Here is a 26,661-nt window from a genome sequence, read left to right on the forward strand (position 1 = left end):
CAGGGGACTGTGGTGGATGAAGGATTGGGGGGCTGGCCGCGATCAAGGGTGGGAGTGGGCTTGCTCACGAAGGGGCCGGCACATTCAGCATGGCTGTTGACTGACCTGACGCTTTCGCGAGCAAGCCCGCTCCCACAAGGGTAAATCGCTGTTATTTCGGATCGGGTTTCGCCAATAGGGTGTAGATGCACGGCAGCACAAACAGCGTAAACAGGGTGCCGATCGACATCCCCGTTGCAATCACGGTGCCGATATCGAACCGGCTCACGGCGCCCGCACCGGTCGCCAGAATCAACGGCACCATGCCGAACACCATCGCCGCCGTGGTCATCAACACCGGGCGCAAGCGGATTGCCGCCGCTTCCTCGACCGCTTCGCGCGCGGTCAGGCCCTTGTCCTTGCGCAGTTGGTTGGCGAACTCGACGATCAGGATCCCGTGCTTGCTGATCAGCCCGATCAGGGTTACCAGCCCGACCTGGGTGTAGATGTTCATGCTCGACCAGCCAAGGAACAGCGGAATCAACGCACCACAGATCGACAGCGGCACCGTCACCAGAATCACCAGCGGATCACGGAAGCTCTCGAACTGCGCTGCAAGCACCAGGAAAATGATCGCCAGCGCCAGGGCGAAGGTTACCCATAGAGCGCTGCCTTCCTGCACGTACTGGCGCGAGGCGCCGCCATAGTCGAAGGCAAACCCGGCTGGCGCTTCCTCCCGGGCGATCTGCAGCACGGTGTCGATGGCTTCGCCCATGCTGACCAGCGGGAATCCGGAAATCTTCGCCGCGTTGAGTTGCTGGAACTGGTTGAGCTGGCGCGGTCGCGCCCGGTCGCTGACCTTGATCAGGGTCGACAGCGGCAGCAGCTCGCCCTGGGTGTTCTTCACGTAGTAGTTGTTCAGCCAGCCGGGGTTTTCGCGGTACGGTCGTTCAACCTGGGCAATCACCTTGTAACTGCGGCCTTCGATGGTGAATCGGTTGATTTCCGCCTCACCCAGCAGCGTCGCCAGGGTGCCACCCAGATCCTGCATCGACACGCCCATCTGCGCGGCTTTGGCACGGTCGATATCGACCACCACTTCCGGCTTGTCGAACGCCAGGTCGAGGTCGACGAAGGCGAACTTGCCCGACTCCATCGCACGTTTCTTGATCCGGTCGGCCACTTGCAGCAGCAATTCGTAGTCGTTGGCGGTATTGACCACGAATTCGAACGGCAAACCTTCACCGGTGCCGGGCAAGGAGGGCAGGTTGAAGCCGAAAATCTGCAGGCCGGGGATACTCGCCAGTTTGCCTTGCACCTCGGGCAGGATCTGCATCTGCGTGCGGCTGCGCTCGTTCCACGGCTTGAGCAGGAAGCCACCGATGCCCGCCTGCACACCGTTGTAGCCGTTGATCTGAAACGAGGAGTAGTACTCCGGAAACTCCTTGAAGATCTTAATGAATTCGTCGGTGTAAGTGCTCAGGTAATCGAGGTTGGTCGGCTGGGGGGCCGTGGCCATCATGAAGATGATGCCCTGATCCTCGTCAGGCGCCAGTTCCGACTTGGTGAACTTGAGAAACACCGGGATCAGGCACAACACGATCACCGCGAACACCAGCACCACCGGCCGCGTGTTCAATGTGCCGTGGAGCATGCTCTGGTAGCGGCGCTTGAGACCGTCGAAAATGCGGTCGAGGCGGTGCGCCAGGCCACTGGGGTTTTCCTCGTGGCGCAACAGCAGGGCGCACATCATCGGCGACAGGGTCAGGGCGACGATCCCGGAGATCACCACGGCGCCGGCCAGGGTCAGGGCGAACTCCTTGAACAAGGCCCCGGTCAGCCCGGTGAGGAAGCCGATCGGCGCATACACCGCCGCCAGGGTGATGGTCATCGACACCACCGGCATGGCGATTTCCCGCGCACCTTCCAGCGCGGCCTCCAGCGGCGTCTTGCCTTCCTCGATATGCCGGTGAATGTTCTCCACCACCACAATCGCGTCATCTACCACCAGACCGATGGCCAGCACCATCGCCAGCAGGGTCAGAAGGTTGATCGAGTAGCCCATCATCTGCATGAAGAACATCACGCCGATCATCGACAGCGGGATGGTCACCACCGGGATCACCACCGAGCGCAACGCGCCGAGGAACAGGAACACCACGACGATCACGATCAGCACCGCTTCAAACAGGGTTTTCACCACTTCGTCGATCGAGGCCTGGATGAACTGGGTGGCGTCGTAGGCAATCTCGCTCTTGAGGTTGGGCGGCAATTGCGCTTCCAGCTCCGGCATCAGCTTGCGCACTTCCTTGATCACATCCAGCGGGTTGGCGCCCGGCGTGGCCTTGATGCCGATGTACACCGACGGCGTGCCGCCGAACGAACTGATCGAATCGTAGTTTTCCGCGCCCATCTCGACCCGCGCGACATCACTGAGCAGTACGCGGCTGTCGCCACTGACCTTGAGCGGGATCGCCGCGAAGGCTTCGGCGGACTTCAGTTCGGTGTTGGCGTTGATGCTGGTGACCACGTACTCGCCCTTCACCTCGCCAGCGGCGGAGAGGAAGTTGTACTGGCGCACGGCGTTGGTCACGTCGCTGGCGCTGAGGCCGAAACCAGCGAGCTTCACCGGGTCGAGCCACAGGCGCATGGCGAATACCTGATTACCGAGAATCTCCGCCTCGGCCATGCCCGGCAGGGTCGCCAGTTTCGGCTGGATCACCCGCGACAGGTAGTCGGTGATCTGCGGGTTGCTCAAGTCCTTGCTGAAGAAACTGATGTACATCAGCGCCGAGGCGTCGGCCGATTCCTTGCTCAGCACCGGGTCTTCGGCGTCCTGCGGCAGTTTGTTCTTCACCTCATTGGCCTTGGCCAGCAGTTCGGTGAACAGACGGTCGGTGTTGGAACCGATGCGCGCGTAGATCGAGATCACCGAGAAGTTCTGGCGACTGACCGAGGTCATGTAGTCGATGCCCTCGGCGCTGGCCAGGCTCTGTTGCATCGGTTGGGTGATGTAGCCCTGAATGGTCTCGGCGTTGGCCCCGGGGTAGGCGGTGGTCACCGTGATCAGGGCGTTTTCCATTTGCGGGTACTGGCGCAGCGGCAGTTTGCTCCAGGCCTGGAAACCCAGCAGCACAATCAGCAGGCTGACCACGGTGGCGAGCACCGGGCGGCGGATGAACGGATCGGTAAAAGCCATGGGGATTCCTTGATCAGTCGGCGCGAGGCGGACTGTTCTGCTCGCCGAGGGTCTTGTCGTCGCTGATGGCAATGTGTGCGCCGTTGTCCAGTTTGATCTGGCCGGCGGTCACTACTTGTTCGCCGCTCTGCACGCCCTTGTTGATCATCACCAGGCCATCGCGGCGCTCACCGGTCTCGATGAAGCGACGTTCGGCGATCAGTACCGGTTGGCCCTTGTCGTCTTTTTCGACGCTGCCGTCCTCGGCCTTCTTTTGTCCGACCACGTACAGCGAGTTGCCGTAGAGGGTGTAGGTGATCGCGCTTTCCGGCACCACGATGTGTTTCTGCGGATCGGGCAGCAACACGTTGAGGCTGGCGAACATGCCCGGCAGCAATTTGCCGTCGGGGTTGGCCAGGGTCGCGCGCACCAGAATATTGCGCGTGGTGCTCTCGACAATCGGGTTGATCGCGCTGATGGCGCCGGGGAAGTTCTGCCCGGGATAGGCCGCGACGCCGATCTGTACCGGTTGACCGATGGCCAGTTTCGGCACCGATTGCTCCGGCACATAGAAGTCGGCGTAGAGGCTGCTCAGATCCTGCAGGGTGGCGATTTTGGTGCCGCTGGCGAGGTAGTCGCCGACATCCACCTGACGGATGCCGATGGTGCCGCTGAACGGCGCGAGGATGCGTTTTTTCGCCAGCGAAGCGTTGAGCTGATTGACCGTGGCCTTGTTCTTTTGCAACACGGCGGAGAGACGGTCGTACTCGCCTTTGGAGATCGCGCGGCTGTCGACCAGTTGGCTGCCGCGACCGAAATCCAGTTGCGCCAGTCCCAGGTCAGCCTTGGCGGTTTCCAGCAGGGCGGTCTCGACCGCGCTGTCGAGCTGCAGCAGCGGTTGCCCGGCCTTGACCTTCTGTCCGGATTCGAATTTGAGTTCGGTGACGGTGCCGGCGACTTCAAGACTCAGCTCGACGCCTTGCAAGGCCTTGAGCGAGCCGACGGTGGGCAAACGCATCTGCCACGGCTGTTCGCTGGCGCGGGCCACGGCGACACTGATCGGCGGTTTTGGTTTGGAGAAGCCCTGGATCATGGTGTAGATCGAAAAGGCTTTGTACCCGCCCAATACCAGGACGACCAGCAAGACAACACCCAACATGATCAGCATGCGGCGACGCAGCATATTTCCAGTTCCTTGGATAAATCAGGTGAGACAGGCGGGCACATTACTCCGAGTCAGGTGGGGATTCCAACTGGCAGTTATTACAGTGAGGACGGAGTGAGGAAGTCTAAACACTGAACCTGTGGTGAGGGGATTCATCCCCGATGGGTGGCGAAGCCGCCCCAAAACCTGAAACCGCGGTCTGTCAATTGAACCGTGTGCGATGGTTTTGCGACTGCTGCGCAGCCGATCGGGGATAAATCCCCTCGCCACAGGTTATGAGTCGTACTCAGAACAGGTGGGTTATGCGATCAAGTGCAGATGGTTGTCCCAGAGCCCCGCCGGCAATTCCAGCGGTTTGGCCAGCAGCTCATCCTGGCGGCAATCGTAGTAGCGGCAACGACCCTGACCCGAGGTCACGACGAAGCCGTCCTTCACCGCACCAACACCGGCGCAATCGGGCAGCGGCGCGTCGAGGCGCACTTCGCCGCTGTCCAGGTCCCAGATGAAGAAGCGATTGCCACGCGGCGCGGTCAGCGCCACCAGCCGCAGATCGCTGTGCACTGCGACGCTGGCGGTGTAATGACCCATCGACTGCAACTGATGCTCTGGCACCGGGAATGCCACGAAGGGCTGGCCCGGACGCTTGATCGCCAACAGCTCGGAACGCTCATGCGAGGCGCCCATGAACTGCTGGCCGGCGACGATGGTGCCGTCGCTGGCGATGCCCAGGTGACGCACGCTGTTCATCTGTTGGGAAAGGGTTTCCTTGCTCAGCAGGGTGCCGTCACGCTGCATCAGCACCAGGCTAGGTTCCATGGCGTTGAGGTTCATGTCGACGCGGCTTTCGGCCTCGGTCCGAATCCCGCCGTTGGCCACCACCAGGGTTTCGCCATCGGGCATCCACGACACCTGATGCGGGCCGAGGCCATGGGTGGAAATCTCGCCGCTGTGCACCAGCCGCTCGCCTTCGAACTTGTACACCCCGAGCAGGCCACGCCCCGGATCCGTGGTGTCGTTCTCGGTGGCGTACAGGTATTCGCCGTCCTTGTGCACCACGGCGTGACCGTAGAAATGCCGGTTCGGCTGCGACGTCACGGTTTGCAGCAACGTCCCGTCGCGCAGATCGATCAGGTAGCTCTCGGTGCCCGGGCGGCGGGCGACGAACAGCGCGATCGGCAGCGTCGGGTGGTTGATGATGTCGTGGCAGCGCTGGCCGACCTCGGTGGCGAACACCCGCGTACCGTCCAGCCGATAACCGACGGCGTAATGCTTGCCGTCGGTGTCATCGCGCGCCGAGAGCAACAGCGGGCTCTGATCCTTGCGCTTGAACAGCGTCCAGCCGCCCAGTGTCACTGCTCCCAGCAGCAAACTACCTAAAGTCAGAGCCTGGCGTCGCAGCATGGCACTTGCCCTCATCAGTCACCGTCGTTGGCGTTGAAGCCCAGTTGGATGCCCAGCGCCTTGGCCAGTTCGCCTTCGTGCAGGCGATGGACGACGTTGAGGCTGTCGTAGAGATCGTTGAGTTGTTGACGACCTGCGTCGTCCTGAAGCATTTCGGTCAGCGAGCGCTGGCTGCTGTCGAACAGTTTCAGCGACGCGGCGTAGGCGGCGTCGATCTTGTCCGCCAGGGGCTTCTGCTCGGCCGGCAGCAGACCGCGCAGGCCTTTGTTGTCGACGCCTTCCCAGACGGTTTTGGCTGCAGCCAGACTGGCTTCCAGCGCGGTCAGCGACGACTGGCTGCGCCACGCATCAGCCTGGAACGGCTGCGGCACGCCCTTGCTCTGACGGCCCATCGGCGTACCGAGTTTTTTCTTCAGGGTGTCGAGGGCGGTGACCTGCACACGCAGCAGATCGGCGATCGCTTCGTGAGAGTCGGCGTAGCGCTGGTTGGGGAATTTGCTCATCTGCGCGAGCATGCCGTCGGTGTTGTTCCAGCTCTGCAGAATCTCTTCGGCCAGTTGCTTCTGACGCTCGCCGATGGCGATCAGCAGTGGGCAGTATTTGGCCTTCTGATCAGCATTGGCGACGTCCGGTTTTTCATCGAACAGGATGTATTCGTAAGCCGACAGGCCCTGCACCACCACGCTGGATTTGGCCAGAGCGGCGGCGTCGATCTGCGGCTGGGCGACCACCAGTTGCTCGACCTGACGACCAACGAGGTTTTTCTTGTCCGGCCAGAACTGCACCTGCCACGAACGGTTGCCCTCGGCCAATGGGCCGATCAGCAGCGGTTGCAGCTCGGCCCAGGCTTTCTGCGCGTGCAGGAAGTCGGCGCGAGCGGTTTCCAGGGTTTCCTTGCCCTGACAGTAGGCGAGGGCGCTGACCGCCAGTTGCTTGTCGGCTTCGACCCAACGGGTGTAAGTCGGCAGGATCACCGATTTGGCGATGGCCGCCGACGTGACTGCTTGCGGGTCCTGCGGCGAGCAGGCGCCGAGGGCGAGTGCGGCAAGGCTGGTGAACAACAACTTGGGACGGAACATGTCGGGCTCCCGATTCTTTTAAGTGTTTAAAGTGAGTTCAAGAACGCCAGCAGCGCAGCACGCTGCTCGGCGTTGAAAGACAAAACCTGTTGCTGCGCCTGCTGCGCTTCGCCGCCATGCCAGAGCACGGCTTCGAGCAGGTTGCGGGCGCGGCCGTCATGCAGAAACTGAGTGTGACCACTGACCGCTTGCGTCAGGCCGATCCCCCACAACGGCGGGGTGCGCCAGTCGCGGCCGGAGGCCTTGAATTCAGTGCGGTTGTCGGCCAGACCGTCGCCCATGTCGTGCAGCAGCAGGTCGCTGTACGGGCGAATCACTTGATTGGCCAGTTCAGGTTCGGCGGCGTTGGCGGCGGTGGTGTATTTCGGTGTGTGGCAGGACTGGCAGCCAGCCTGGAAGAACAGGTTTTTGCCGGCCAGCACTTGTTGGTCGTTGACGCCACGACGTGCCGGCACTGCGAGGTTGCGTGTGTAGAACAGCACCAGACGCAGGATGTTGTCGCTGACTTCCGGCTCGCCGTCCGGGCCATTGCCATTCGGCGCCTGCTTGCACGCGGTTTGCGCGTCGGTGCAGTCATCGAAGGGTCTCAGGCTGGTGGTCAGGCCCATGTCCCCGGAAAACGCGTGGACATTCTGCTGATTGAGATTCGGTTGTCCGGCTTTCCAGCCAAAACGGCCGGCCACGGTTTTCTGTAACTCATCGTCCCAGACCCGATTTACGCGACCCTTAATGCCGTTGTTCTCTTTGGCCTGCGCGGCGGCGTTGGCGAGGATCGCTTCTTCGGGAATGGCTTCGAGCAGGCCGAGGCCGATCATCGGCGGTGCGACGCGGGCCGAGAAACGCGTGTCCGGGTGCATCGGGCCGTAGCCCAACTGAGTGAATTGCAGAACCGGTTTGCGCAGCTCGACTTCGGTGCCGTCCTTGAAACGGATCGGCACCGGGGTGTACTCGACGCGCACCTTGCCTTCCGGGGTGACCCCGGGCACGGCCATGTCCTGGAACTGGCCGCCGTAGACCGGCTCGGGCACCACGCCGACTTGCTCGATGACTTTGGCATAGGCCGGCGAATCGGGAATCGACAGACGCACCAGCATCGACACCGCGTTCGCCGCATCCGGCGTTGGCGGATGTCCACGACCATCCTTGATGTGGCAGTTCTGGCAGGCGTTGGTGTTGAACAGCGGGCCGAGGCCATCGCGGGCGGTGGTGGTCGACGGGGCGATCACCCACGGACTGCGGAAAAAGCTGTTGCCGACACTGAAGTCGACCCGGCGCGACGGCGGCAGATTGGCCGAAGGCAACGAGAACGCATTCTGATCGGTCTTGCGCACAGTCGCCGCTCCGCCCGAACGCGCTTCACCCGGCTCAGCCTTGGTAAAACGCGGGGCGTCATCGCAGGCACTCAGGCCCAGGGCCAGAAACAGTGCGGACAAGCGAAGCGGCAGCGAGGGCATCAGACATCCTGCGGACGGGCGAAAACAAAGGCGCAAAGTCTAACAGGGCGAGTGAGTTTGAATAAGAGGAATTATCGTTTGCTTGATATGGCGCAGTGATTTGGAGAAACGCAGTCCCCCTTGTGGGAGCGGGCTTGCTCGCGAAAGCGGTGGGTCAGACACAGATGAATTGACTGACACACCGCTTTCGCGAGCAAGCCCGCTCCCACAGGGTTTTGTGTACGGCAGGCATGAAAAAGGCGACCCGGAGGTCGCCTTCTTGTGCAGTCAGCGTTGATCAGAACTCGTGATCAGCGTTGTCCGGGTTCAGGTCGCTGATGCCCAGCTTGCCGGCGGCGGCTTCGATCGAACCGGTCTGCTTGACCAGTGCGGCGATGGCGTCACGCACGATCTGGTTGCCGGCGGTGTTGCCCGCAGCGATCAACTGGTCGTAGTGCTCACCCTTGTTGGCGTGATCGACCATGACCTGGATTTTCGCTTCGGTAGCGGCCAGATCGGCTTTCAGCGCGGTGTCGGCAGCCGGGTCGGCCTTGGCCACCAGCGACGACAGGCTGGCACCGGTCATTTTGGTGCCATCGGTGCGGGTGTATTCGCCCAGGTACACGTTACGAATGCCTTTGGCATCGTAGAAGTGCGAGTTGTGGGTGTTGTCGCTGAAGCAATCCTGTTCGTCTTCCGGGGAGTTGGCTTCCAGGGAAACCTTCATGCGCTCGCCCGCCAGTTCGCCCAGGGACAGGCTGCCCATGCCGAAGAGCATTTTGCGCAGGCCGCTTTCAGCCGGCTCGGCTTCCAGGGTAGCGCGGTAGTTGTCAGCCACGTTCGGCTTCCAGTTGCCGACCATTTCTTCCAGGTCGCTGACCAGCAGTTGGGTCACGGCTTTCAGGTAGGCACGGCGACGATCATTGTGACCGCCGGTGGCGCCAGCGCCTTCCAGGTAGTCCGACGCCGGACGGTTGCCGGCGCCCGGGCCGGTGCCGTTCAGGTCCTGGCCCCAGAGCAGGAATTCGATGGCGTGGTAGCCGGTGGCAACGTTGGCTTCGGAACCGCCCAGCTCGTTGAGGCTGGCGAGTTTTTCCGGGGTGATGTCTTTCACATCGACCTTGTCTTCGCCGACCTGCACTTCAGTGTTGGCGATGATGTTGGCGGTGGCGCCCGGGTTGCCCAGCGCGTGCTCGTAGGATTTGTCGACGTAGTCGATCAGGCCTTCGTCCAGCGGCCAGGCGTTCACCTGACCTTCCCAGTCGTCGATGATGGTGTTGCCGAAGCGAAACACTTCGCTCTGCAGGTAAGGCACGCGCGCAGCGACCCAGGCAGCCTTGGCGGCTTTCAGAGTGTCGGCGTTCGGTTTGGCGAGGAACGCGTCGACCGCGGTTTGCAGGGTTTTCGCAGTGGATTCGGCATCGCTGTAGACGGCGAAGACCATGTCGGCGTAGTGCGCGACCACAGCCTTGGCGGCGGCTTCATCGACTTTACCGGCAGCGGCAGGTGCTGGAGCGGCGGCGGTGCTGGCGGCCGGCGTCGGCGCGGCCGGGGCGGCAGCCTTGTCTTTGCCTTCGCCGCAACCGGCGAGAGAAATAGCGATGGCCAGCAGACTGGCGGTAGCCAGAGGCATACGAATCATGGCGAACATCCTGCTTCGGTAATGGAATGGACAGGGCGCGGGGGTGCGCAAAGCTGCGACATAATGCAAATCTTTCGCATTATGTGTAAAGGGCTGTGGCTGGAAATATTTCTTATTTAGCCGGTTGTTATGCGCGGCATCAAAGGATCGCCGCGTTGCTACGCTGCGCCTGTTTGAGGTAGGCCGTCAGTTCCCGGGCAGGCAGCGGTTTGCTGTAGTGGTAACCCTGACCTTCGTGACAGCCTTCGGAGATGATGTAGGACTCCTGCTCGGCAGTTTCCACGCCTTCGGCGATCACCTGCATGCCCAGGCTCTTGCCCAGTTGAATGATCGCGCGAACGATGGTCGCATCATCGTCGTCATCCAGCAGATCCTGAACGAAGCTCTTGTCGATCTTGATCTTGTCCAGCGGCAGGCTTTTCAGGTAACTCAGTGATGAGTAGCCGGTGCCGAAGTCGTCGATGGCGATCAGCGCGCCGGAGCGGCGCAGGCTCAGCAGATGCTGGGCGGCGGTGCTGATGTCTTCCATCAGGCCGGTTTCGGTGACTTCCAGTTCGAGGCTGCGCGGCGGCAGGCGGTAGATCTGCAGCAGGTTGTTGACCACTCGCGGCAACTCGGCGTGGTGCAGTTGCACGGTGGACAGGTTGACCGCCATGCGCAGATCGACAAAGCCCTGATCGTGCCATTCGCGCAATTGCTTGCAGGCCTGATCCAGCACCCACTCGCCGATGGCGATGATCGTGCCGTTCTGTTCGGCCAGCGGAATGAACAGGTCCGGCGGCACCAGACCGTGTTCCGGATGCTGCCAGCGAATCAGCGCTTCGACCCCGACCACGCGGTGATCGCGGTAGCTGATCTGCGGCTGATAGACGAGGTAGAACTGGTCGCGAATCAGCGCATCGCGCAGGTCTTTTTCCAGTTCGCGACGGCGACGCATCTCGCTGTCGACACTGGCGATGTAGAACTGATAGCGATTGCGCGAGCGGGTCTTGGCCAGCGTCATGGTCTGCTCGGCCTTCTGCAACAGCTTCTCGGTGCTGTCGCCGTCCTCGGGGAACAGGGTGATGCCGATGGTCGCGCGCAGGCGGATTTCCTGATGGTCGAGGGCGAACGCCGCTTCCAGATCATCGAGGATGCTCTGCGCCAGCTCTGCCGCTTCATAAGGTTGTTCGATATCGGCCTGCACCAGCGCGAACTGGTCGCCACCCAGACGGGCGAGGGCGCCGAGGCGACCGCTGTGGGCGCGCAGGCGGTCGGCCAGCGCCAGCAGCAACTGGTCGCCGGTCTGGTAGCTGAACTGCTCGTTGATCCCTTTGAAATCATCCAGCCCCACGCACAACACTGCGACCCGGCGTTGCAGCTTGCCGGCGTCGACCAGAATCTTGTCCAGTTGCTGCTGCAATTGCTGGCGGTTCGGCAGGCCGGTGAGGAAGTCGTACTGGGCCATGCGCAACAGGCTGTTTTCCGCTTCGTGGCGCAGGTGCGTGTTGCGTTCTATCGATTCGAGCAACTGGTTGGCGGTGTTGATCCAGATGCCGAGTTCATTCTTTTCGTGACCCTTGAGCTGCGGAATCTTGTGCTCGCTGGGGCGATCGGGATTGATTTCGGTGAGGTGCTCGATGATCCGCGACAGCGGCTTGGTCAGCAGCCAGTGATAGACCAGATACAGCACCAGGCCCATGGCCAGGGCGCGCAAGACGCCGGAAATGAAAATAATCACCGAACTGACGATGAAACTCTCGCCATAGGTGGCCGTGTCGAGGGTGATGCTCAGGTCGCCGTAATACTCGCTATAGGGACCGCGACCGACCAATTGGGTGGTGAAGGTGCGTTCCTGACCGAGAATCAGGTCAGTCAGCCAGCGGCTGTTGGAGTGCTGCAACTCACGGGATTTCTGCGCGAGCATCGCTTCGTTGGGATGGCCGATGGAAGCCTGGCGCACCGCGTCGTCCTGGAACAGGCCTTCGATCACCTGCATGCCCATTTCCCGGTCCAGGCTGTAGACCGCCTGAGTCGAGGGATCACGGAACATGTCGAGGATGCGCTGAGCGTCGCCGGCCACCGCCTGGCGGGTTTTATAGGCATCGAAAACAATCTGGGCGCAGCTCAAGACCACGCCGACGATCAATGCCGAAAGGAGCACGACCCGGAGCAACTTCACCGACAAGCTGTTCTTGAGTTCCAGCTTCAAAGGGTTATTCCTTGTTCCGTGCGGGTAGCGTCAAGTTGCCATGAGTATTGGCAATCCCGTGTTGGCAGTCAAAGGGACAATCAAGCCTCGGAACATTTGCCCGTGGCCTTGACCGAAATACTGCTGTCTGGAGTCTCAGCTCTATTTGTACTGTGTCGGTAGTTTCGGCCCTCAACTTGAGCAGTCTGGAACAAATTTTCGCTGATTTGATGGTAGCCCGCTGTGCTGCACCGGCAAGCGGCCGGAGCCATCGTTCATCGTGAAAAAAAAGCAGGCATAAAAAAACCCGGCCGTAGCCGGGTTTTTTATCTGGCGCGTAGCTTAAGCGGTGAAGGTTTTGCCTTCGAACTGCTCAGCGACGAACTTCCAGTTGACCAGGTTCCAGAACGCTTCAACGTACTTCGGACGCAGGTTGCGGTAGTCGATGTAGTAAGCGTGTTCCCAGACGTCGCAGGTCAGCAGCGGGGTGTCGCCGCTGGTCAGCGGGTTACCGGCGCCGATGGTGCTGGCCAGGGCCAGGGAACCGTCAGCCTTTTTCACCAGCCAGCCCCAGCCGGAACCGAAGGTGCCGATCGAGGTTTTGCTGAACTCTTCCTTGAACTTGTCGAACGAACCGAAAGCTGCGTTGATGGCTTCAGCCAGTGCGCCGGTTGGTTGACCGCCGGCGTTTGGCGCCAGGCAGTTCCAGTAGAAAGTGTGGTTCCAGACCTGAGCGGCGTTGTTGAAGATGCCGCCCGAGGAAGTCTTGACGATCTCTTCCAGGGTCTTGCCTTCGAACTCGGTGCCTGGCACCAGGTTGTTCAGGTTCACGACATAGGTGTTGTGGTGCTTGTCGTGGTGAAATTCCAGGGTTTCCTTGGAAATGTGCGGCTGCAGGGCATCGTGTGCGTAAGGCAGCGGCGGCAATTCGAAAGCCATGATGATTCTCCTAATCAGGTCTGTTGCGGTGAGCGCAAGGCCGATCACGGGCGGCCAGAAATGCACCGACGAGTTTTTACTCTTTGCGGCGCAGGGTTCGGATCATAGCACCGGGGTCAAGGCTTAACCACGCAACAACTGTGTGGGATAGAGGTTCCAGAGCTGTTTGGAATAAATCACTGCGCCAATATCAATTGCCCTGCCACCGTGAACATCATCACTGCCACTAGAAGATCGAGAATTCGCCAGGTACTCGGCCGAGCCAGCCACGGCGCGAGCCATGCGGCACCGAGGGCGAGGGTGAAAAACCACAGCAGCGACGCGCTCGCGGCGCCCACGACATAAGCGCCCGGCACCGACTGCTGCGCCCCCAGCGAGCCGATCAGCAACACCGTGTCCAGATAAACGTGCGGGTTGAGCAGTGTCACTGCCAGCGCGCTGAGCATCACCGCGCGCAACGAGCGTACGGTGTGGTTTTCACCCTGATCCAGACTCTGTTTCGAGAACGCCCGGCGCAGCGCCTGGCTGCCGTACCAGATCAGAAAAATTGCGCCGCCCCAGCGTGCCACCGCGAGCAATGTCGGGTTCTGTGCCAGCACGGTGGCTAGACCAAACACCCCGGCCGCCACCAGGAGCGCATCGCACGCCACACACAACGCCGCCACCGGCAGGTGATGTTCGCGGCGCAGACTCTGCGCCAGCACAAAAGCGTTCTGGGTGCCGATCGCCATGATCAGCCCCAAGGCCACCAGCAGGCCGTTCACATAGCTTTGCCACATAAGATTTACTCCGCGTTGGCTGCCAGATCGCGCAGCACGTGCATGGCGCGCTCGGCGTCGGCCTGACCGACAAACAAATGGTCGTGGTAATAACCGGCGATCACGTTGCAACTGATTCCGGCCTTGCCCAGCGCGCTGGCGAACGCGGCGGTCAGGCCAACGGCTTCGAGCGCCGAATGCACATTGAGGGTGATCCACGCCGCCACATAATCAAAAGCGAACCCGGCGTGTTCAGCCTGAGAGCGTTCGAGGATCACGGTCAGGCCTTCCTGCTCGCGGAAGCTGCCGACAATCTCCACACCGCTCGGCAACTGGCCGTCACGCAGGGTGCAGAACACGTATTCACCGGCATTGAGCTGCGGGCTCATGCTACGCAGCAGAGTTGTGAGTGAGGTTTCGCCAGCCATTGCTGTGTTCCTTGATAAAGAGTGCTTGCTGGCTATTCTCCGGTCGAAAGCGGTATAAGAAAAACCAATAGTGCTGATCGCTCATTAGGAAAACTGATGTTCGACTATAAATTACTTTCCGCGCTGGCCGCTGTGGTCGAGCAGGCCGGATTCGAACGCGCCGCGCAGGTGCTGGGCTTGTCGCAATCAGCGATTTCCCAGCGGATCAAATTGCTGGAAGCGCGGGTCGGCCAACCGGTGCTGGTACGCGGCACGCCGCCATCGCCGACCGAGATTGGCCGGCGGCTGCTCAACCATGTGCAGCAGGTGCGCCTGCTCGAACGTGACTTGCAGACCCTAGTGCCGGCGCTCGACGAAGAAGGCCTGCCGGAGCGTTTGCGCATCGCCATCAACGCCGACAGCCTCGCCACCTGGTGGGCCGAGGCCGTGGGCGATTTCTGCGCCGAGCAGCATTTATTGCTGGATCTGGTGGTGGAAGATCAGACCGTCGGCCTCAAGCGCATGCGTGCCGGGGAAGTGGCGGCGTGTGTCTGTGCCAGCGAGCGCCCGGTGGCCGGTGCGCGTAGCGTGTTGCTCGGGGCGATGCGCTATCGGGCGCTGGCCAGTCCGGCGTTTATCGAGCGGCATTTCCCCGACGGGGTGCGCGCCGAGCAGCTGCCGCGCACCCCGGCGCTGGTGTTCGGCCCGGACGATTTTCTCCAGCATCGCTACCTCGCATCGCTCGGTGTCGATGGTGGTTTCGAGCATCATTTGTGCCCGTCCTCCGAAGGTTTTGTGCGTCTGACCGAAGCCGGGTTTGGTTGGGGCCTGGTGCCGGAACTGCAAGTGCGCGATCAACTGCAACGCGGCGTATTGCGCGAACTGTTGCCAGATAAACCGATCGATGTGCCGTTGTACTGGCATCATTGGCGCAATGGCGGTCAGCTGCTGGCCTTGCTGACCGAGCAATTGCTACGTTCTTCACCGCGCTGGCTGGTGCCCTTGGGCTGATGGTCAGCGTCAAGAAAGACGTATCAGGTAAACGAAAGACATCGGAGCGTTACATGAAAATTCTGGTCACCGGCGCAAGCGGCTTCATTGGCGGACGCTTTGCGCGTTTCGCTTTGGAGCAGGGCCTGGACGTGCGGGTCAACGGTCGCCGGGCCGAAAGCGTCGAGCATCTGGTGCGCCGTGGCGCCGAGTTCGTCCCGGGCGATCTCACCGATGCGGATCTGGTGCGCGACCTCTGCGCCGACGTCGAAGCCGTGGTGCACTGTGCCGGTGCCGTCGGCTTGTGGGGGCGCTATCAGGACTTTCATCAGGGCAACGTGCAGGTCACCGAAAACGTCGTCGAAGCCTGCCTCAAGCAGCGCGTGCGGCGGCTGGTGCATCTGTCGTCGCCGTCGATCTATTTCGATGGCCGCGATCACCTCGGCCTGACCGAAGAGCAAGTGCCCAAGCGCTTCAAACATCACTACGCGGCGACCAAATACCTGGCCGAGCAAAAGGTCTTTGGCGCGCAGGAATTCGGTCTGGAAACCATTGCCCTGCGCCCGCGTTTCGTCACTGGCGCCGGCGACATGAGCATTTTCCCGCGCCTGCTGAACATGCAGCGCAAGGGGCGTCTGGCGATCATTGGCGACGGCCTGAACAAGGTCGATTTCACCAGCGTGCAGAACCTCAACGAAGCGCTGCTCAGCAGCCTGCTGGCGGCCGGTTCCGCGTTGGGCAAGGCCTACAACATCAGCAATGGCGCGCCGGTGCCGCTGTGGGATGTGGTCAATTATGTGATGCGCAAAATGGAAGTGCCGCAGGTCAGCAAATACCGCTCGTACGGTCTGGCCTACAGCGTTGCTGCGCTCAACGAAGGCGTGTGCAAACTCTGGCCGGGACGCCCGGAGCCGACCCTGTCGCGATTGGGCATGCAAGTCATGAAGAAAAATTTCACCCTCGACATCAGTCGCGCCCGGCATTATCTGGACTACGATCCGAAAGTCAGCCTGTGGTCGGCCCTCGACGAGTTCTGTGGCTGGTGGAAAGCTCAGGACATCCGTTGATACAAGTCGCCCGGCCGGCAATGAACCGCACTGCCGCTTGAGGGTCAATCCCTGCGGCTGCGGCGGTTATACTTCGCAGCATTTAGCCATCACCGCGTTCCACAAAGGTTGCCTCAATGTCCATGCGTAACGATGCCAACGACGATTTCGACGATGTACCGAGCCTGCGGGCCGACACCTTTGACGACGATGACATTCCGCCCAGCGCCCGCACCTCGGTGCACTCGCGCACGCCGCCGGTGGTCAAGGTCAAGGCTGCGAGCACCGGGCCGCTGTGGGCACTGGTCGGCGCGTTGTTCTTTGCCTTCATCGGTCTGGCCTGGTGGAGCTTTCAGCAGATTTCGCTGATGGAGCAGCAATTGGTCGCGACCCAGGAAAGCTTTGCACGCATCAGCGAGGAAGCGGCAGGGCGCCTGCAGGACATTTCCGGCAAAGTCGTCGCCAGCCAGAGCAACGTCAACAGCGACAGCGAGGCCTTGAAGTTGCAGATCAAACAGCTGGAAACCCAGTTGCTGGATCAGAGCAAACAGCAGCAAGGCGTGGTCGGTCAGGCCAGCGATCTGGACAAGCGTCTGGCGCAGATGACCGCGCAGACCACCGAACAACAGAACGCCAATAGCCAGTTGCAGGCTCAGGTCAAAGCCTTGAGCGCCGAACTGGCGACCCTGAAAAGCGCCCCGGCCGACACCGGCAAGGTCGATGCGCAGCTCAAGAGTTATGACGCGCAGCTGAAAAGCCTCGGCGCTGATATCACCGCGCTGAAAAAGCAAGGCAATCCGAGCGCGGCGATCGAGCGTCTGGAGCAGGAAATCGTCGTTCTCAAGAGTGAACAGGACAACCGTCCGGCCGCTGCGCAGGGTGGCGGCAATACCGCCGAGTTCGACGCATTCCGCGGGCAGATGACCCGCAACCTCAACACCCTGCAGGCGCAGATCCAGAACCTGCAGCAGCAGATCAATGCCCGGCCATAGGGCCTGATGAACTGTAGCCAGGGACCTTTGTGGTGAGGGGATTCATCCCCGATGGGGCTGCACAGCAGCTCCCAAACCATTAGCTCGGTGTGTCAGAAAATATGTGTTCTCTCCATCAGGGCTGCTGCGCAGCCCATCGGGGATAAATCCCCTCGCTACAGGATTCGGCGCTCCGTCCGACCCCAAGCCGTCTACGCTCTTGAAACACCAACAAGAACGAGGGATGCGTTATGGGGTTTTTGCATAAAGTGGCGTGGCTCGGGGTGATGATTTTTGTGGGGGCGGGGCAGGTCAACGCCGCCACTACACAAAAGGACGACAGCAAGGCTGCCATCGCTTTGCTGGAAAAGGCGCTGGCCTATTACCACGACAATGGCGACAAGGCCTTCGCCGCGTTCAGCCGTCAGGGCGAGTTCGTCGACAAGGATCGCTACGTGTTCGTGGTCGACACCAAAGGCGTGATGCTCGCCAGCGGCGGGCCGTCCTCAGCCTTGATCGGCCGTGACGTCAGCGAAGTGCTTGCGCCGGATTTGCAGAAGGCCTTCAAGGACGCCTTGCTAGTGCCGGAAGGCAACGGCATTCAACAGGCCGAATACCGCTGGCAGAACTGGGCGGACGGCAAAGTCGAGCGCAAACATGTGTATTACCAGCGCATCGGTCAGCGCATTCTGGCCGTCGGTTATTACCTGCCGCGTGCTTCAGCCGAGCAGGCAAAGGCACTTCTCGACAAGGCTGCAACCGATCTGGGAAAAAACGAGAAGGGCACCCTGACGGCCATCAACTCGCTCAAGGGCGGTTATCTGCAGGATGACCTGTATGTGTTCGTGGTCGATCTGGACACCCAACGCTACGTTGCCCACGGCACCAACCTGCGCTTGATCAACACCGATTTCAGCAAGATCAAGGACCCGGAAGGCAAACCAGTGGGCGAGCCGATTCTGGCGCTGATCGCCAAACAGGACGACGGCGAATACGAATACCGCTGGAAAAACCCGGTGACCGGCAAGGTCGAGGACAAGCATGCCTACCTGAAAAAGGTCGGGCATTTTCTGGTGGCGGTGGGTTACTACAGCCCCTGAGTGAACTGCCTTTGTAGGAGTGAGCCTGCTCGCGATGAGGGAGTGTCATTCAACAGTGATGTCGACTGACACACCCTCATCGCGAGCAGGCTCACTCCTACAGGGGATCAAGGTGTTGCTGTTATTTGGCGCCGTGCTCGCGCCCGCGCAGCAGGTTGTTCGGCATCGCAATTGCCGCTGCCAGCCCCAGCAGCGACACCGCGGTACTCACCCACAGCAGATGCCGGAACGTCACCGAAAGCTCGGCGCGCAAGGCGTTCTGCGCATCGCCCGGTGCGGCGTTCAAACCGTCGAGCAGCACATTGCCCGAATGCCCTTCGCTGAGCAGCGAGTTGCTCGCCAGATGGGCGAAACTCGAATCCTGCAACAACGCCAGCAACAGCGCCGACATCAACGCCACACCCACCGCGCCGCCCAGCGAGCGGAACAGATTGGTGGTGCTGGTGGCGACGCCGATGTCGCGTTGCTCCACCGAGTTCTGCGTACCCACCAGTGAAGTCGGGAACTGCATGCCGCCGGCAATCCCGCTGAGCAGCATGAACAGGCTGCTGACCAGCGTCGCATCGGGTGGGCTGAACGCCATGCCGAGAATCGAGATCGGCATCAGCAGCGCGCCGGTCAGAATCTGTGGTTTGTAGCGACCGGTCACCGAAGTACGGCGTCCGGCGAAATAAGCGCCGATCGGCAGGCCCATCGCCAGCGGCAGCAAGTGCAATGCCGCCGCATCCGCCCCAGCGCCGGTGACGCTCTGAAAGCGCAGCGGCATCAGCACGATCAGCGAGATCGCCTGAAAACTGGTGAAGAAAATCGTGCACCAGCACAGCAACGCGTTGCGGTTGGTGAACAAGTGCATCGGCAGCAGCGGCTCACGCGCCCGGCGTTCATGCCAGACGAACACCGCCAGCACCAGCACCGCGCAGGCGAACAAACCGAGCACTTCGCTGCTGCGCCACGAATGGCCCTGACCGACCTGAGTGATGGCCAGCAGCAGGGCGGTCAAACCGATGATCATCAACAGCGTGCCGAGGTAGTCGATGATCGGTTTGCGCTGCGGAATCGGCAGCCCGCGCAGATTGCGATTGGCAACCCACCAGGCGCCCAGCCCCAGTGGCAGATTGATCAGGAACACCCAGCGCCACGACAGGTATTCGGTCATATAGCCGCCGAGCACTGGCCCGGCGACGCTGGCCACCGCGTACATGCTGCTGAAGTAGCCCTGATAACGCCCGCGTTCGCGCGGCGGAACGATGTCGCCGATGATTGCCTGACTGACCGAAATCATTCCGCCGGCACCGATGCCCTGGAGAATCCGCGCCAGCACCAGTTGTTCCATGCTTTGCGCCATGCCGCAGAACAGCGAGGCGAGGGTGAACAGGCCCATGCCGAACAGCATCAGTTTGCGTCGCCCGTACAAATCTCCGAGTTTGCCGTAGATCGGCACCGCCACGGTCATTGCCACCATGTACCCGGAAATCACCCAGGCCAGCAGGCTGACGTCCTTGAACTGTGCGGAGATGGCGGGCATCGAGACGGCGACGATGGTCTGGTCCAGCGCGCCGAGAAAAATCGCCATCATCAACGCGACCAGCACGCTGCGAATGGCCGGTTTGGGCGTTTCAGGGTGATTGAGATTGGTCACGGGCGAGCCTGCGGGCAGTGATGGACCCGCACGGCCATTGCGCGCGGGTGGATGCTCGCCAGTGTAAGTCGGTAGCAGGCTATTCGATAGCCTCGTACGGAAGTCCGACGTAATTTTCTGCAATGGTTTTTCGACCCGCTTCTGAACTGACAAAGTAGTCCAGTTCCGAGGCGCTGATCCGTTGGCTGAAATCATCGTGCTCGTCGAAGCGGTGCAGCATCGAGGTCATCCACCAGGAGAAACGTTCGGCTTTCCATACCCGGCGCAGGCAGATTTCCGAGTATTTCTCCAGCAGATCGGTGCGCCCTTCGCGATAAACCTTCAGCAGAATGTTGAACAGCGTACTGACATCGCTGGCGGCCAGGTTCAGGCCCTTGGCGCCGGTGGGCGGTACAATGTGCGCGGCATCGCCGAGCAGAAACATCCGTCCGTACTGCATCGGCTCGACGACAAAACTGCGCAGCGGCGCGATGCTTTTTTCAATCGACGGGCCAGTCACCAGTTTCTCGGCAAGCGCGGCGGGCAGACGGGTTTTCAGCTCAGCCCAAAAGCGCTCGTCGGACCAGTCGGCAACGTTCTCCTCGGCCGGCACTTGCAGGTAATAACGGGTGCGGGTGGCCGAACGCATGCTGCACAGGGCGAAGCCGCGTTCGTGCCGGGCGTAGACCAGCTCTTCGTGCACTGGCGGGGTGTCAGCGAGAATCCCCAACCAGCCGAACGGATAGACCCGTTCGAAGATCTTCAGGCAGTCCTCGGGAATTGACTGCCGGGCCACGCCATGAAAGCCGTCGCAACCGGCGATGTAATCGCAATCGACGCGCCAGGTTTCGCCATCCTTTTCGAAGGTGACAAAGGCCTCGTCGCTTTTCATGCCGTGAGGAACGACATGGCTCACTTCATAAAACGACAGTGCGCCAGCCTCCCGACGAGCGGCCATCAGGTCGCGCGTGACTTCGGTCTGACCGTAAACCATGACGGTTTTGCCGCCGGTCAAACCCTGCAGATCGATGTGTGCCAGACGCCCATCCAGTGCCAGATCGAAGCCGGCGTGCACCAGCCCTTCGGCATCCATGCGCGCGCCTACGCCGGCCTGGCGCAACAGCTCTACCATGCCTTGTTCAAGCACGCCGGCGCGAATTCGTCCGAGGACATAGTCGGGTGTCTGGCGTTCGAGAATCAGGGTGTCGATGCCGGCGTTGTGCAGCAACTGACCGAGGAGCAATCCGGACGGACCGGCGCCAATGATGGCGACTTGGGTTTTCAGCGTTTTCATTGTTTTTATGACTCGCAAGCTTCACGCGACAGGCGCCGGTGAATGATTTTTATGGATCGAGTGCTTGCATTTTTCCCTTGCGGGTCTGTCAATTGAAGGTGAAAACTGAGCCGATACCTGTACATTCTGCCAATCGGTGCGATTATCGCCCGCAACCTCGAGGCCTGGATTGAAGTGATGAACAAGCCTGACCTGCCTTCGATTCCGGTGTTCAAGCTCTACGGTGAAAGCCTGGACTGGCCGACCCCTGACTTGCTGCACTGTGAAACCATTTCCAAACGCAGCCGCGAACATCAATGGGAAATCAAACCCCACCGCCACGCCGATTTGTGCCAGTTGCTCTTCGTCTTCAAAGGTCAGGCAGAGCTTGAAATCGAAGGTCAACGCACGCAGCTCAACCAACCCGCGATTCAAGTCCTGCCACCGTTGTCGGTGCATGGCTTTCGCTTTTCCGAGGACGTCGAAGGATTTGTCGTCACCCTCGCCAATCCGCTGATCAATCACCTGCAGGCGCAACTGGGCAACTCGGTGCACGCACTGGCCCAGGCCGAGCACTACCCGGCGGGCAAGGACGCGGAGTACCTGAACAGTCTGTTTTCAGCGTTGCAGGCCGAGTACAACGGCCATCAACCCGCGCGGGAAATGCTCATGCATTCGCTGGTCAGCGTGATCATGGTCTGGGTCAGCCGTCAGGCGCTCGTGCGCCATAACGCCAGCCAGCGGCCGCAACGCCAGCGCGAGTACCTCAACGGGTTCATTCAATTGGTGGAGGAGACGTACCGCCAGCATGTGAAGGTCGAAGACCTCGCCCATCGTCTGGGGATTTCGGTGTCACACCTCAACGGCACCTGCCGGGAACTGGCTGGGCAGCCGGCGCTGCAGATCATGCACGAACGCCAGTTGCTGGAAGCCAAACGTTTGCTGACCTACACCAGCATGACCATTTATGAGATGTCGGAGTTGTTGGGGTTTTCCGATCCGACCAACTTCACGCGCCTGTTCCGGCGCAGGGTGGGCATTTCGCCAAAGGCGTTTCGTGACCGGCTGAAGGCCGATCAGTGATCTTGTAGACCCTGCGGTCTCCTGTGGGAGGGGGCTTGCTCCCGAAAGCGGTCTATCAGTTTGCAACAATGCTGAATGACACACCGCATTCGGGAGCAAGCCCCCTCCCACAAGACTGCATGCCAGCTCAGGTCGATCAGCGCAACGCATTAAGCGTCGCGTTGTGCGGAATACAGCGCTCGAAATTGCAGCTGGCGTATTCGCGCGGCAGTTGTCGCAGTTGCTCGACCCGCCAGGCCGCGGTGCCGTATAGCGCCAGCGTGGCAGCGCAGGTGATGAAAATCGCGAAGTACCTTCTTGTTCTGATGTTCATGGCGTAGACCTCTGAACGCATACCCTGCGGTATTACTTTCAGCATAGGTCAGCGGCATAGAGTTGCCAGCCACGGATTCGGCCTATGTGACATCCCCCCTGTGGGAGCGGGCTTGCTCGCGAAGGCGTGGTGTCAGTCGATGAGAATCCAGACTGATACACCGCCTTCGCGAGCAAGCCCGCTCCCACAGGGGCATCGGATTTACAGGCCCATATCCCATTCGGGATTTTCCGGGAATCGTTCGACGAGAAAATCCAGCATGCTGCGCAACGCCGCCGGCATGTGCTTGCGTGAGGCGTACACCGCGTAGATGTTCATCTGCCGTGGCTCGGCACCCGGCAGCAGGCGCACCAGTTCCCCGGCATGCACATGCACCCCGGCCTGATAGGTCGGCAGCATCGCCACGCCCGCACCGGCCAGGGTTGCGCGCAATAGAGTGCTGGCCTCGTTGGCGCTGATGTTGCCCTGCACCGGCACCGACACGGGCTCGCCGTCCTCCTCGAAATGCCACAGGCTCTTGCCGAAGTAGGAGTGGGTGAGGCAGTTGTGTCGGCTCAGGTCCTCGACCCGTTGCGGTGGCGGGTTGTCGCGCAAATAAGCCGGTGCGGCGCAGACCACCGAGCGGCACACGGTCAGGCGCCGGGCGATCAGGTTCGGATCGAGGTCATTGCTGGTGCGGATCGCCAGATCGATGCGCTCATCCACCAGATTCACCGTGCGGTCGAGCATCTGCATGTCGATGCTGACCCCGGGGTAGCGTTTGACGTACGCCGCCATCGCATCGGCCAGTTGCGCCTGACCGAACGACGTACTGACACTGATGCGCAGCAGTCCGCGCGGTGCCTCGTCGGGTTCGCTGACGGCGGCCTGCATGTCGGTCGAGAGTTCGAGCATCTGCCGGCAGCGCGGCAGGATTTCACTGCCGGCGGCGGTCAGGCTCAATTTGCGTGTGGTGCGGTGCATCAGGCGCGCGCCGACCCAGTCTTCCAGCTCCGCCAGATAGCGCGACACCACTGGCCGTGACAGGTCCAGATGATCGGCTGCCGCCGACTGGCTGCCCAGATCCACCACTGTGACAAACACGCGCATTGCTTGAAGACGATCCATGATTTGCCCGCTTTCAGAAACAAACTATGTCCAAGCATCGCATTTTTTGTACCGAGTCAGGCAACTAAGCTCTGTCCCATCGCCAAACACGGCATTCGGATCACGGAGCAACAGATGATCGGCTTCACTACCCTCAAGCGCGTTTTGCTGGCCACCGCCACCCTCGGTTTCGCGGCCCACGCCGCTGCCGCCAATCTGACCCTGGATGTCTACAACCCGGGCACCCACGCGATTTTCCCGGTGACTTCGGTGCTGGTCAGCGGCGAGAAAGACGCGATTCTGGTCGATGCACAATTCGGCAAGGCCCAGGCCGAGCAGGTGGTGGAGAAGATCCGCGCCAGCGGCAAGCACCTGACCACCATTTACATCAGCCACGGTGACCCGGATTACTACTTCGGCCTCGACACCCTGACCCAGGCCTTCCCCGACGCCGAAGTGCTGGCCTCGCAGCCGACCGTGGATCACATCAACAAAACCGTCGCCGGCAAACTCGCCTTCTGGGGCCCGAAAATGGGCGCCGACGTACCGGCCAAAACCATCGTGCCGGGCGTGCTCAAGGGCGATAGCCTGATGCTCGAAGGACAGAAATTGCAGGTGATCGGTCTTGGAGGCAAACAACCGGATCGCAGCTTCGTGTGGATTCCGTCGCTCAAGGCCGTGGTCGGTGGCGTTGTGGTCGCCGAGAATATTCATGTGTGGATGGCCGATACCAAGACCGCGCAATCCCACGCCGACTGGCTGCAAACCCTGCACTCGATCGAAACCCTGAAGCCGAAAACCGTGGTGCCGGGTCACTACCTGGGCGAGAGCAGCCGCTCTTTGGTCAGCGTGAAATTCACCGCCGACTACATTAAGGCTTTCGATGAAGAAACCGCCAAGGCCAAGGATTCCGCCGCACTGATCAAGGCCATGCAGAAGCGCTACCCGAAACTCGGCGAAGAAAGTTCGCTGGAACTGAGTGCCAAAGTCGCCAAGGGCGAGATGAAGTGGTAACCCGATTGATCTGAAACAGAGGTCGAGAGGACTTTTGTGGCGAGGGAGCTTGCTCCCGCCCGCCTGCGCAGCAGGCGCAAAACCCGCCAATACGTTGTATCTGAAACAGGCGGGGAGTGCTTCGCCCTCCAGCGGGAGCAAGCTCCCTCGCCACAGGGAATACCGCTTCAAGATTAGATTTATGCCGTCGTTGAAACTCTCAAGCCAACTGGAGAATGTCATGAGCAAGATCGCAATCATTGGTGCCACCGGCCGTGCCGGTAGCCAACTGCTGGAAGAAGCCCTGCGTCGCGGGCATAGCGTCACTGCCATCGCCCGCGACACCTCGAAGATCGGCGCGCGTGCCGGTGTGGTCAGCAAGAATGTCGATGTGCTGGATTCGGCAGCGCTGCAAGCTGCGGTGGCCGGTCACGACGTGGTGATCAGCGCCGCGCACTTCGCCACGGTATCGGCCAGCGCTCTGGTCGGCCCGGTGAAGCAGGCGGGCGTGAAGCGTCTGCTGGTGGTCGGCGGTGCCGGTTCGCTGTTGCTGCCGGACGACACCCGAGTGATCGACAGCGCCGGTTTCCCCGCTGAGTACAAAACCGAGGCCAGCGCTGGCGCGGCGTTTCTTGATGCCTTGCGTCAGGAGAAGGATCTGGACTGGACTTTCCTCTCGCCATCGGCAGAGTTCGTCGAAGGTGAGCGCACCGGTACCTTCCGCGTTGGCAAGGACCATTTGCTGTTCAGTGCTGAAGGTCGCAGCTGGATCACCTTCGCCGATTACGCGATTGCGCTGATTGACGAAGTGGAAACGCCGAAGCATTCGCGTCAGCGGTTTACGGTCGGGTATTAAGCAACGACGCAGACCAAATGTGGGAGCGGGCTTGCTCGCGAAGGCGGTGTGTCAGCGACATTTGAAGTGATTGACACACTGCATTCGCGAGCAAGCCCGCTCCCACAGGAGGGATCTGTGTACTTCAGCGGGTATGCGCCTGTTCCACCAGCCAGATCATCAATTCCTCCAATTGCGGCGACGCCTCGCCGCCTTGTGGCATCACCACGTAGTAGCCCAGCCCCGTCTTCACCTTCAGATCAAACGGCATCACCAGCCGTCCGGCGCGCAGGTCATCGCCGATCAGCGACCAGTCGCCAATCGCCACACCCGTCCCATGCGACGCCATCGACATCGCCTGATCCAGCGTCTCGAAATGCTGCCCCATGTTGACGTTGCTCAACTGCAATTCGGCGGCGGTCAGCCACACCGTCCAGTCCTGGGTGTCGCGGGTCGGATGCAGCAGCAGATGCTGTTGCAGGTCGGCCGGTTCGCTCAGCGCCGGTGGGCCTTTCAATAATGCTGGCGAGCAGACCGGTGTCAGTTGCTCATCGAACAGATGCAGCGCGGTCGAGGAGTTGTCCGGCGGCGTGCCGTAGATCACCGCCGCATCGAATTGCTCGCGCTGAAAGTCGACGCCATGGGCCAGTGTAGTGGTCAGTTTGACCGGCACGTCCGGGCGTTCCTTTTGCCATTGCAGCAGGCGCGGCACCAGCCAGCGCATCACGCAGCTGGGCGCCTTGAGTTGCAGGGTTTGCCGCTTGCGCCCGATCTGCTCGGTGGCCTCGCTGATCAAGCCGAAGATCTTTTCCACCCGGGGCAGCCATTCACGTCCTTCGGCGGTCAGTTCCAGGCCTCGGGCCAGACGGATGAACAACTCATACCCCAGATGAGCTTCCAGCCCGGCAATCTGCCGGCTCACCGCGCCCTGAGTGATGTGCAACTGCTCGGCCGCCCGGGTGAAGTTGCAGCACTGCGCAGTAATCAGAAACGTGTGCAGGGCGGGCAGGGGAGGCAGTCGTTTCATGTGGATCCAAGGTATGACGTGAGGACATGGCTAGTATGACTTTTAATCGATTGTTGCCGCTACCTGCCGCCCGTTCAATGAGCTCATTGAAGGGGCCCTTTGTAGGAGTGAGCCTGCTCGCGATAGCGGTGTGTCAGTCACCGTAATGTTGAATGTGAAGACGCCATCGCGAGCA

At 61.0% G+C, this 26,661-nt stretch carries 22 protein-coding genes; 7 read left to right on the forward strand and 15 right to left on the reverse strand.

The features are described 5' to 3' along the window. Window positions 1-151: 151 nt before the first annotated feature. The 10 genes from J1G18_RS12250 to J1G18_RS12295 all read right to left on the reverse strand — a co-directional run bounded on the left by J1G18_RS12250 (window position 152) and on the right by J1G18_RS12295 (window position 14,172). Complete coding sequence (locus tag J1G18_RS12250; protein ID WP_096795129.1) at window positions 152-3,178, reverse strand: multidrug efflux RND transporter permease subunit; 3,027 nt, start codon at window positions 3,176-3,178, stop codon at window positions 152-154. Window positions 3,179-3,191: 13 nt separating this feature from the next. Next, window positions 3,192-4,340: an efflux RND transporter periplasmic adaptor subunit gene (locus J1G18_RS12255; RefSeq protein ID WP_097086027.1), complete on the reverse strand. Its 1,149-nt coding sequence runs from the start codon at window positions 4,338-4,340 to the stop codon at window positions 3,192-3,194. Between the two features lie 282 nt (window positions 4,341-4,622). Continuing rightward, window positions 4,623-5,723, reverse strand: a complete 1,101-nt coding sequence (locus tag J1G18_RS12260) for a DUF1513 domain-containing protein (protein ID WP_223007759.1) — start codon at window positions 5,721-5,723, stop codon at window positions 4,623-4,625. 14 nt (window positions 5,724-5,737) lie between these two features. After that, entirely contained in the window at window positions 5,738-6,802 is a 1,065-nt protein-coding gene (locus J1G18_RS12265; protein WP_134787218.1) for an imelysin family protein, read from the reverse strand. A gap of 26 nt (window positions 6,803-6,828) precedes the next feature. Beyond that, window positions 6,829-8,256 carry a di-heme oxidoredictase family protein gene (locus J1G18_RS12270; protein WP_223007760.1) on the reverse strand — a complete coding sequence of 476 codons (1,428 nt, stop codon included), beginning with the start codon at window positions 8,254-8,256 and terminating at the stop codon, window positions 6,829-6,831. Between the two features lie 277 nt (window positions 8,257-8,533). Further along, the gene (locus J1G18_RS12275; RefSeq protein ID WP_134787216.1) at window positions 8,534-9,877 is read right to left on the reverse strand and encodes an imelysin family protein; all 1,344 of its coding nucleotides are present in this window, start codon (window positions 9,875-9,877) and stop codon (window positions 8,534-8,536) included. 139 nt (window positions 9,878-10,016) lie between these two features. Then, window positions 10,017-12,068 (reverse strand): putative bifunctional diguanylate cyclase/phosphodiesterase, encoded by a 2,052-nt coding sequence (locus J1G18_RS12280; protein ID WP_096795124.1) that lies wholly within the window; start codon window positions 12,066-12,068, stop codon window positions 10,017-10,019. Window positions 12,069-12,389: 321 nt separating this feature from the next. Beyond that, complete coding sequence (locus tag J1G18_RS12285; RefSeq protein WP_003227660.1) at window positions 12,390-12,986, reverse strand: superoxide dismutase; 597 nt, start codon at window positions 12,984-12,986, stop codon at window positions 12,390-12,392. 176 nt (window positions 12,987-13,162) lie between these two features. Next, complete coding sequence (locus J1G18_RS12290; protein WP_134787215.1) at window positions 13,163-13,765, reverse strand: LysE/ArgO family amino acid transporter; 603 nt, start codon at window positions 13,763-13,765, stop codon at window positions 13,163-13,165. Between the two features lie 5 nt (window positions 13,766-13,770). Continuing rightward, window positions 13,771-14,172 carry an ACT domain-containing protein gene (locus tag J1G18_RS12295; protein ID WP_098965335.1) on the reverse strand — a complete coding sequence of 134 codons (402 nt, stop codon included), beginning with the start codon at window positions 14,170-14,172 and terminating at the stop codon, window positions 13,771-13,773. Window positions 14,173-14,268: 96 nt separating this feature from the next. Between J1G18_RS12295 and J1G18_RS12300 the strand changes: the two genes are divergently transcribed. The 4 genes from J1G18_RS12300 to J1G18_RS12315 all read left to right on the forward strand — a co-directional run bounded on the left by J1G18_RS12300 (window position 14,269) and on the right by J1G18_RS12315 (window position 18,258). Continuing rightward, window positions 14,269-15,162, forward strand: a complete 894-nt coding sequence (locus J1G18_RS12300; protein ID WP_095136979.1) for a LysR family transcriptional regulator ArgP — start codon at window positions 14,269-14,271, stop codon at window positions 15,160-15,162. Window positions 15,163-15,215: 53 nt separating this feature from the next. Beyond that, the gene (locus J1G18_RS12305) at window positions 15,216-16,208 is read left to right on the forward strand and encodes an NAD-dependent epimerase/dehydratase family protein (protein WP_098965333.1); all 993 of its coding nucleotides are present in this window, start codon (window positions 15,216-15,218) and stop codon (window positions 16,206-16,208) included. A gap of 116 nt (window positions 16,209-16,324) precedes the next feature. Beyond that, entirely contained in the window at window positions 16,325-17,179 is an 855-nt protein-coding gene (locus J1G18_RS12310) for an ATPase (RefSeq protein ID WP_097086018.1), read from the forward strand. A 230-nt stretch (window positions 17,180-17,409) separates the two neighbouring features. Further along, the gene (locus J1G18_RS12315; protein WP_223007761.1) at window positions 17,410-18,258 is read left to right on the forward strand and encodes a cache domain-containing protein; all 849 of its coding nucleotides are present in this window, start codon (window positions 17,410-17,412) and stop codon (window positions 18,256-18,258) included. Between the two features lie 121 nt (window positions 18,259-18,379). Here J1G18_RS12315 and J1G18_RS12320 read toward each other — a convergent pair whose 3' ends face one another. Together J1G18_RS12320 and pobA are read right to left on the reverse strand one after the other, a co-directional pair. After that, window positions 18,380-19,897 carry an MDR family MFS transporter gene (locus tag J1G18_RS12320; RefSeq protein WP_098965330.1) on the reverse strand — a complete coding sequence of 506 codons (1,518 nt, stop codon included), beginning with the start codon at window positions 19,895-19,897 and terminating at the stop codon, window positions 18,380-18,382. 79 nt (window positions 19,898-19,976) lie between these two features. Next, window positions 19,977-21,170 (reverse strand): 4-hydroxybenzoate 3-monooxygenase, encoded by a 1,194-nt coding sequence (gene pobA / locus J1G18_RS12325; protein ID WP_223007762.1) that lies wholly within the window; start codon window positions 21,168-21,170, stop codon window positions 19,977-19,979. Window positions 21,171-21,347: 177 nt separating this feature from the next. On the opposite strand from pobA, the gene J1G18_RS12330 reads away from it, so the two are divergent. Beyond that, window positions 21,348-22,232, forward strand: coding sequence for a helix-turn-helix domain-containing protein (locus tag J1G18_RS12330; protein ID WP_223007763.1), 885 nt, complete (start codon window positions 21,348-21,350; stop codon window positions 22,230-22,232). Window positions 22,233-22,368: 136 nt separating this feature from the next. Here J1G18_RS12330 and J1G18_RS12335 read toward each other — a convergent pair whose 3' ends face one another. Then, window positions 22,369-22,545, reverse strand: a complete 177-nt coding sequence (locus J1G18_RS12335; RefSeq protein ID WP_007964044.1) for a hypothetical protein — start codon at window positions 22,543-22,545, stop codon at window positions 22,369-22,371. Between the two features lie 201 nt (window positions 22,546-22,746). Continuing rightward, window positions 22,747-23,652: a LysR family transcriptional regulator gene (locus J1G18_RS12340; protein ID WP_223007764.1), complete on the reverse strand. Its 906-nt coding sequence runs from the start codon at window positions 23,650-23,652 to the stop codon at window positions 22,747-22,749. 114 nt (window positions 23,653-23,766) lie between these two features. On the opposite strand from J1G18_RS12340, the gene J1G18_RS12345 reads away from it, so the two are divergent. After that, complete coding sequence (locus tag J1G18_RS12345; RefSeq protein WP_223007765.1) at window positions 23,767-24,645, forward strand: MBL fold metallo-hydrolase; 879 nt, start codon at window positions 23,767-23,769, stop codon at window positions 24,643-24,645. Between the two features lie 220 nt (window positions 24,646-24,865). Further along, the gene (locus J1G18_RS12350) at window positions 24,866-25,480 is read left to right on the forward strand and encodes an NAD(P)-dependent oxidoreductase (protein WP_134787210.1); all 615 of its coding nucleotides are present in this window, start codon (window positions 24,866-24,868) and stop codon (window positions 25,478-25,480) included. Window positions 25,481-25,604: 124 nt separating this feature from the next. Here the strand turns inward: J1G18_RS12350 and J1G18_RS12355 are convergent, their stop codons facing one another. Beyond that, on the reverse strand, window positions 25,605-26,486 hold the full coding sequence (locus tag J1G18_RS12355) for a LysR substrate-binding domain-containing protein (protein ID WP_027612487.1): 882 nt from the start codon (window positions 26,484-26,486) through the stop codon (window positions 25,605-25,607). Window positions 26,487-26,661 lie beyond the last annotated feature (175 nt).

The organism is Pseudomonas sp. MIS38 (assembly GCF_019891575.1).
GTDB lineage: Bacteria > Pseudomonadota > Gammaproteobacteria > Pseudomonadales > Pseudomonadaceae > Aquipseudomonas > Aquipseudomonas putida_A.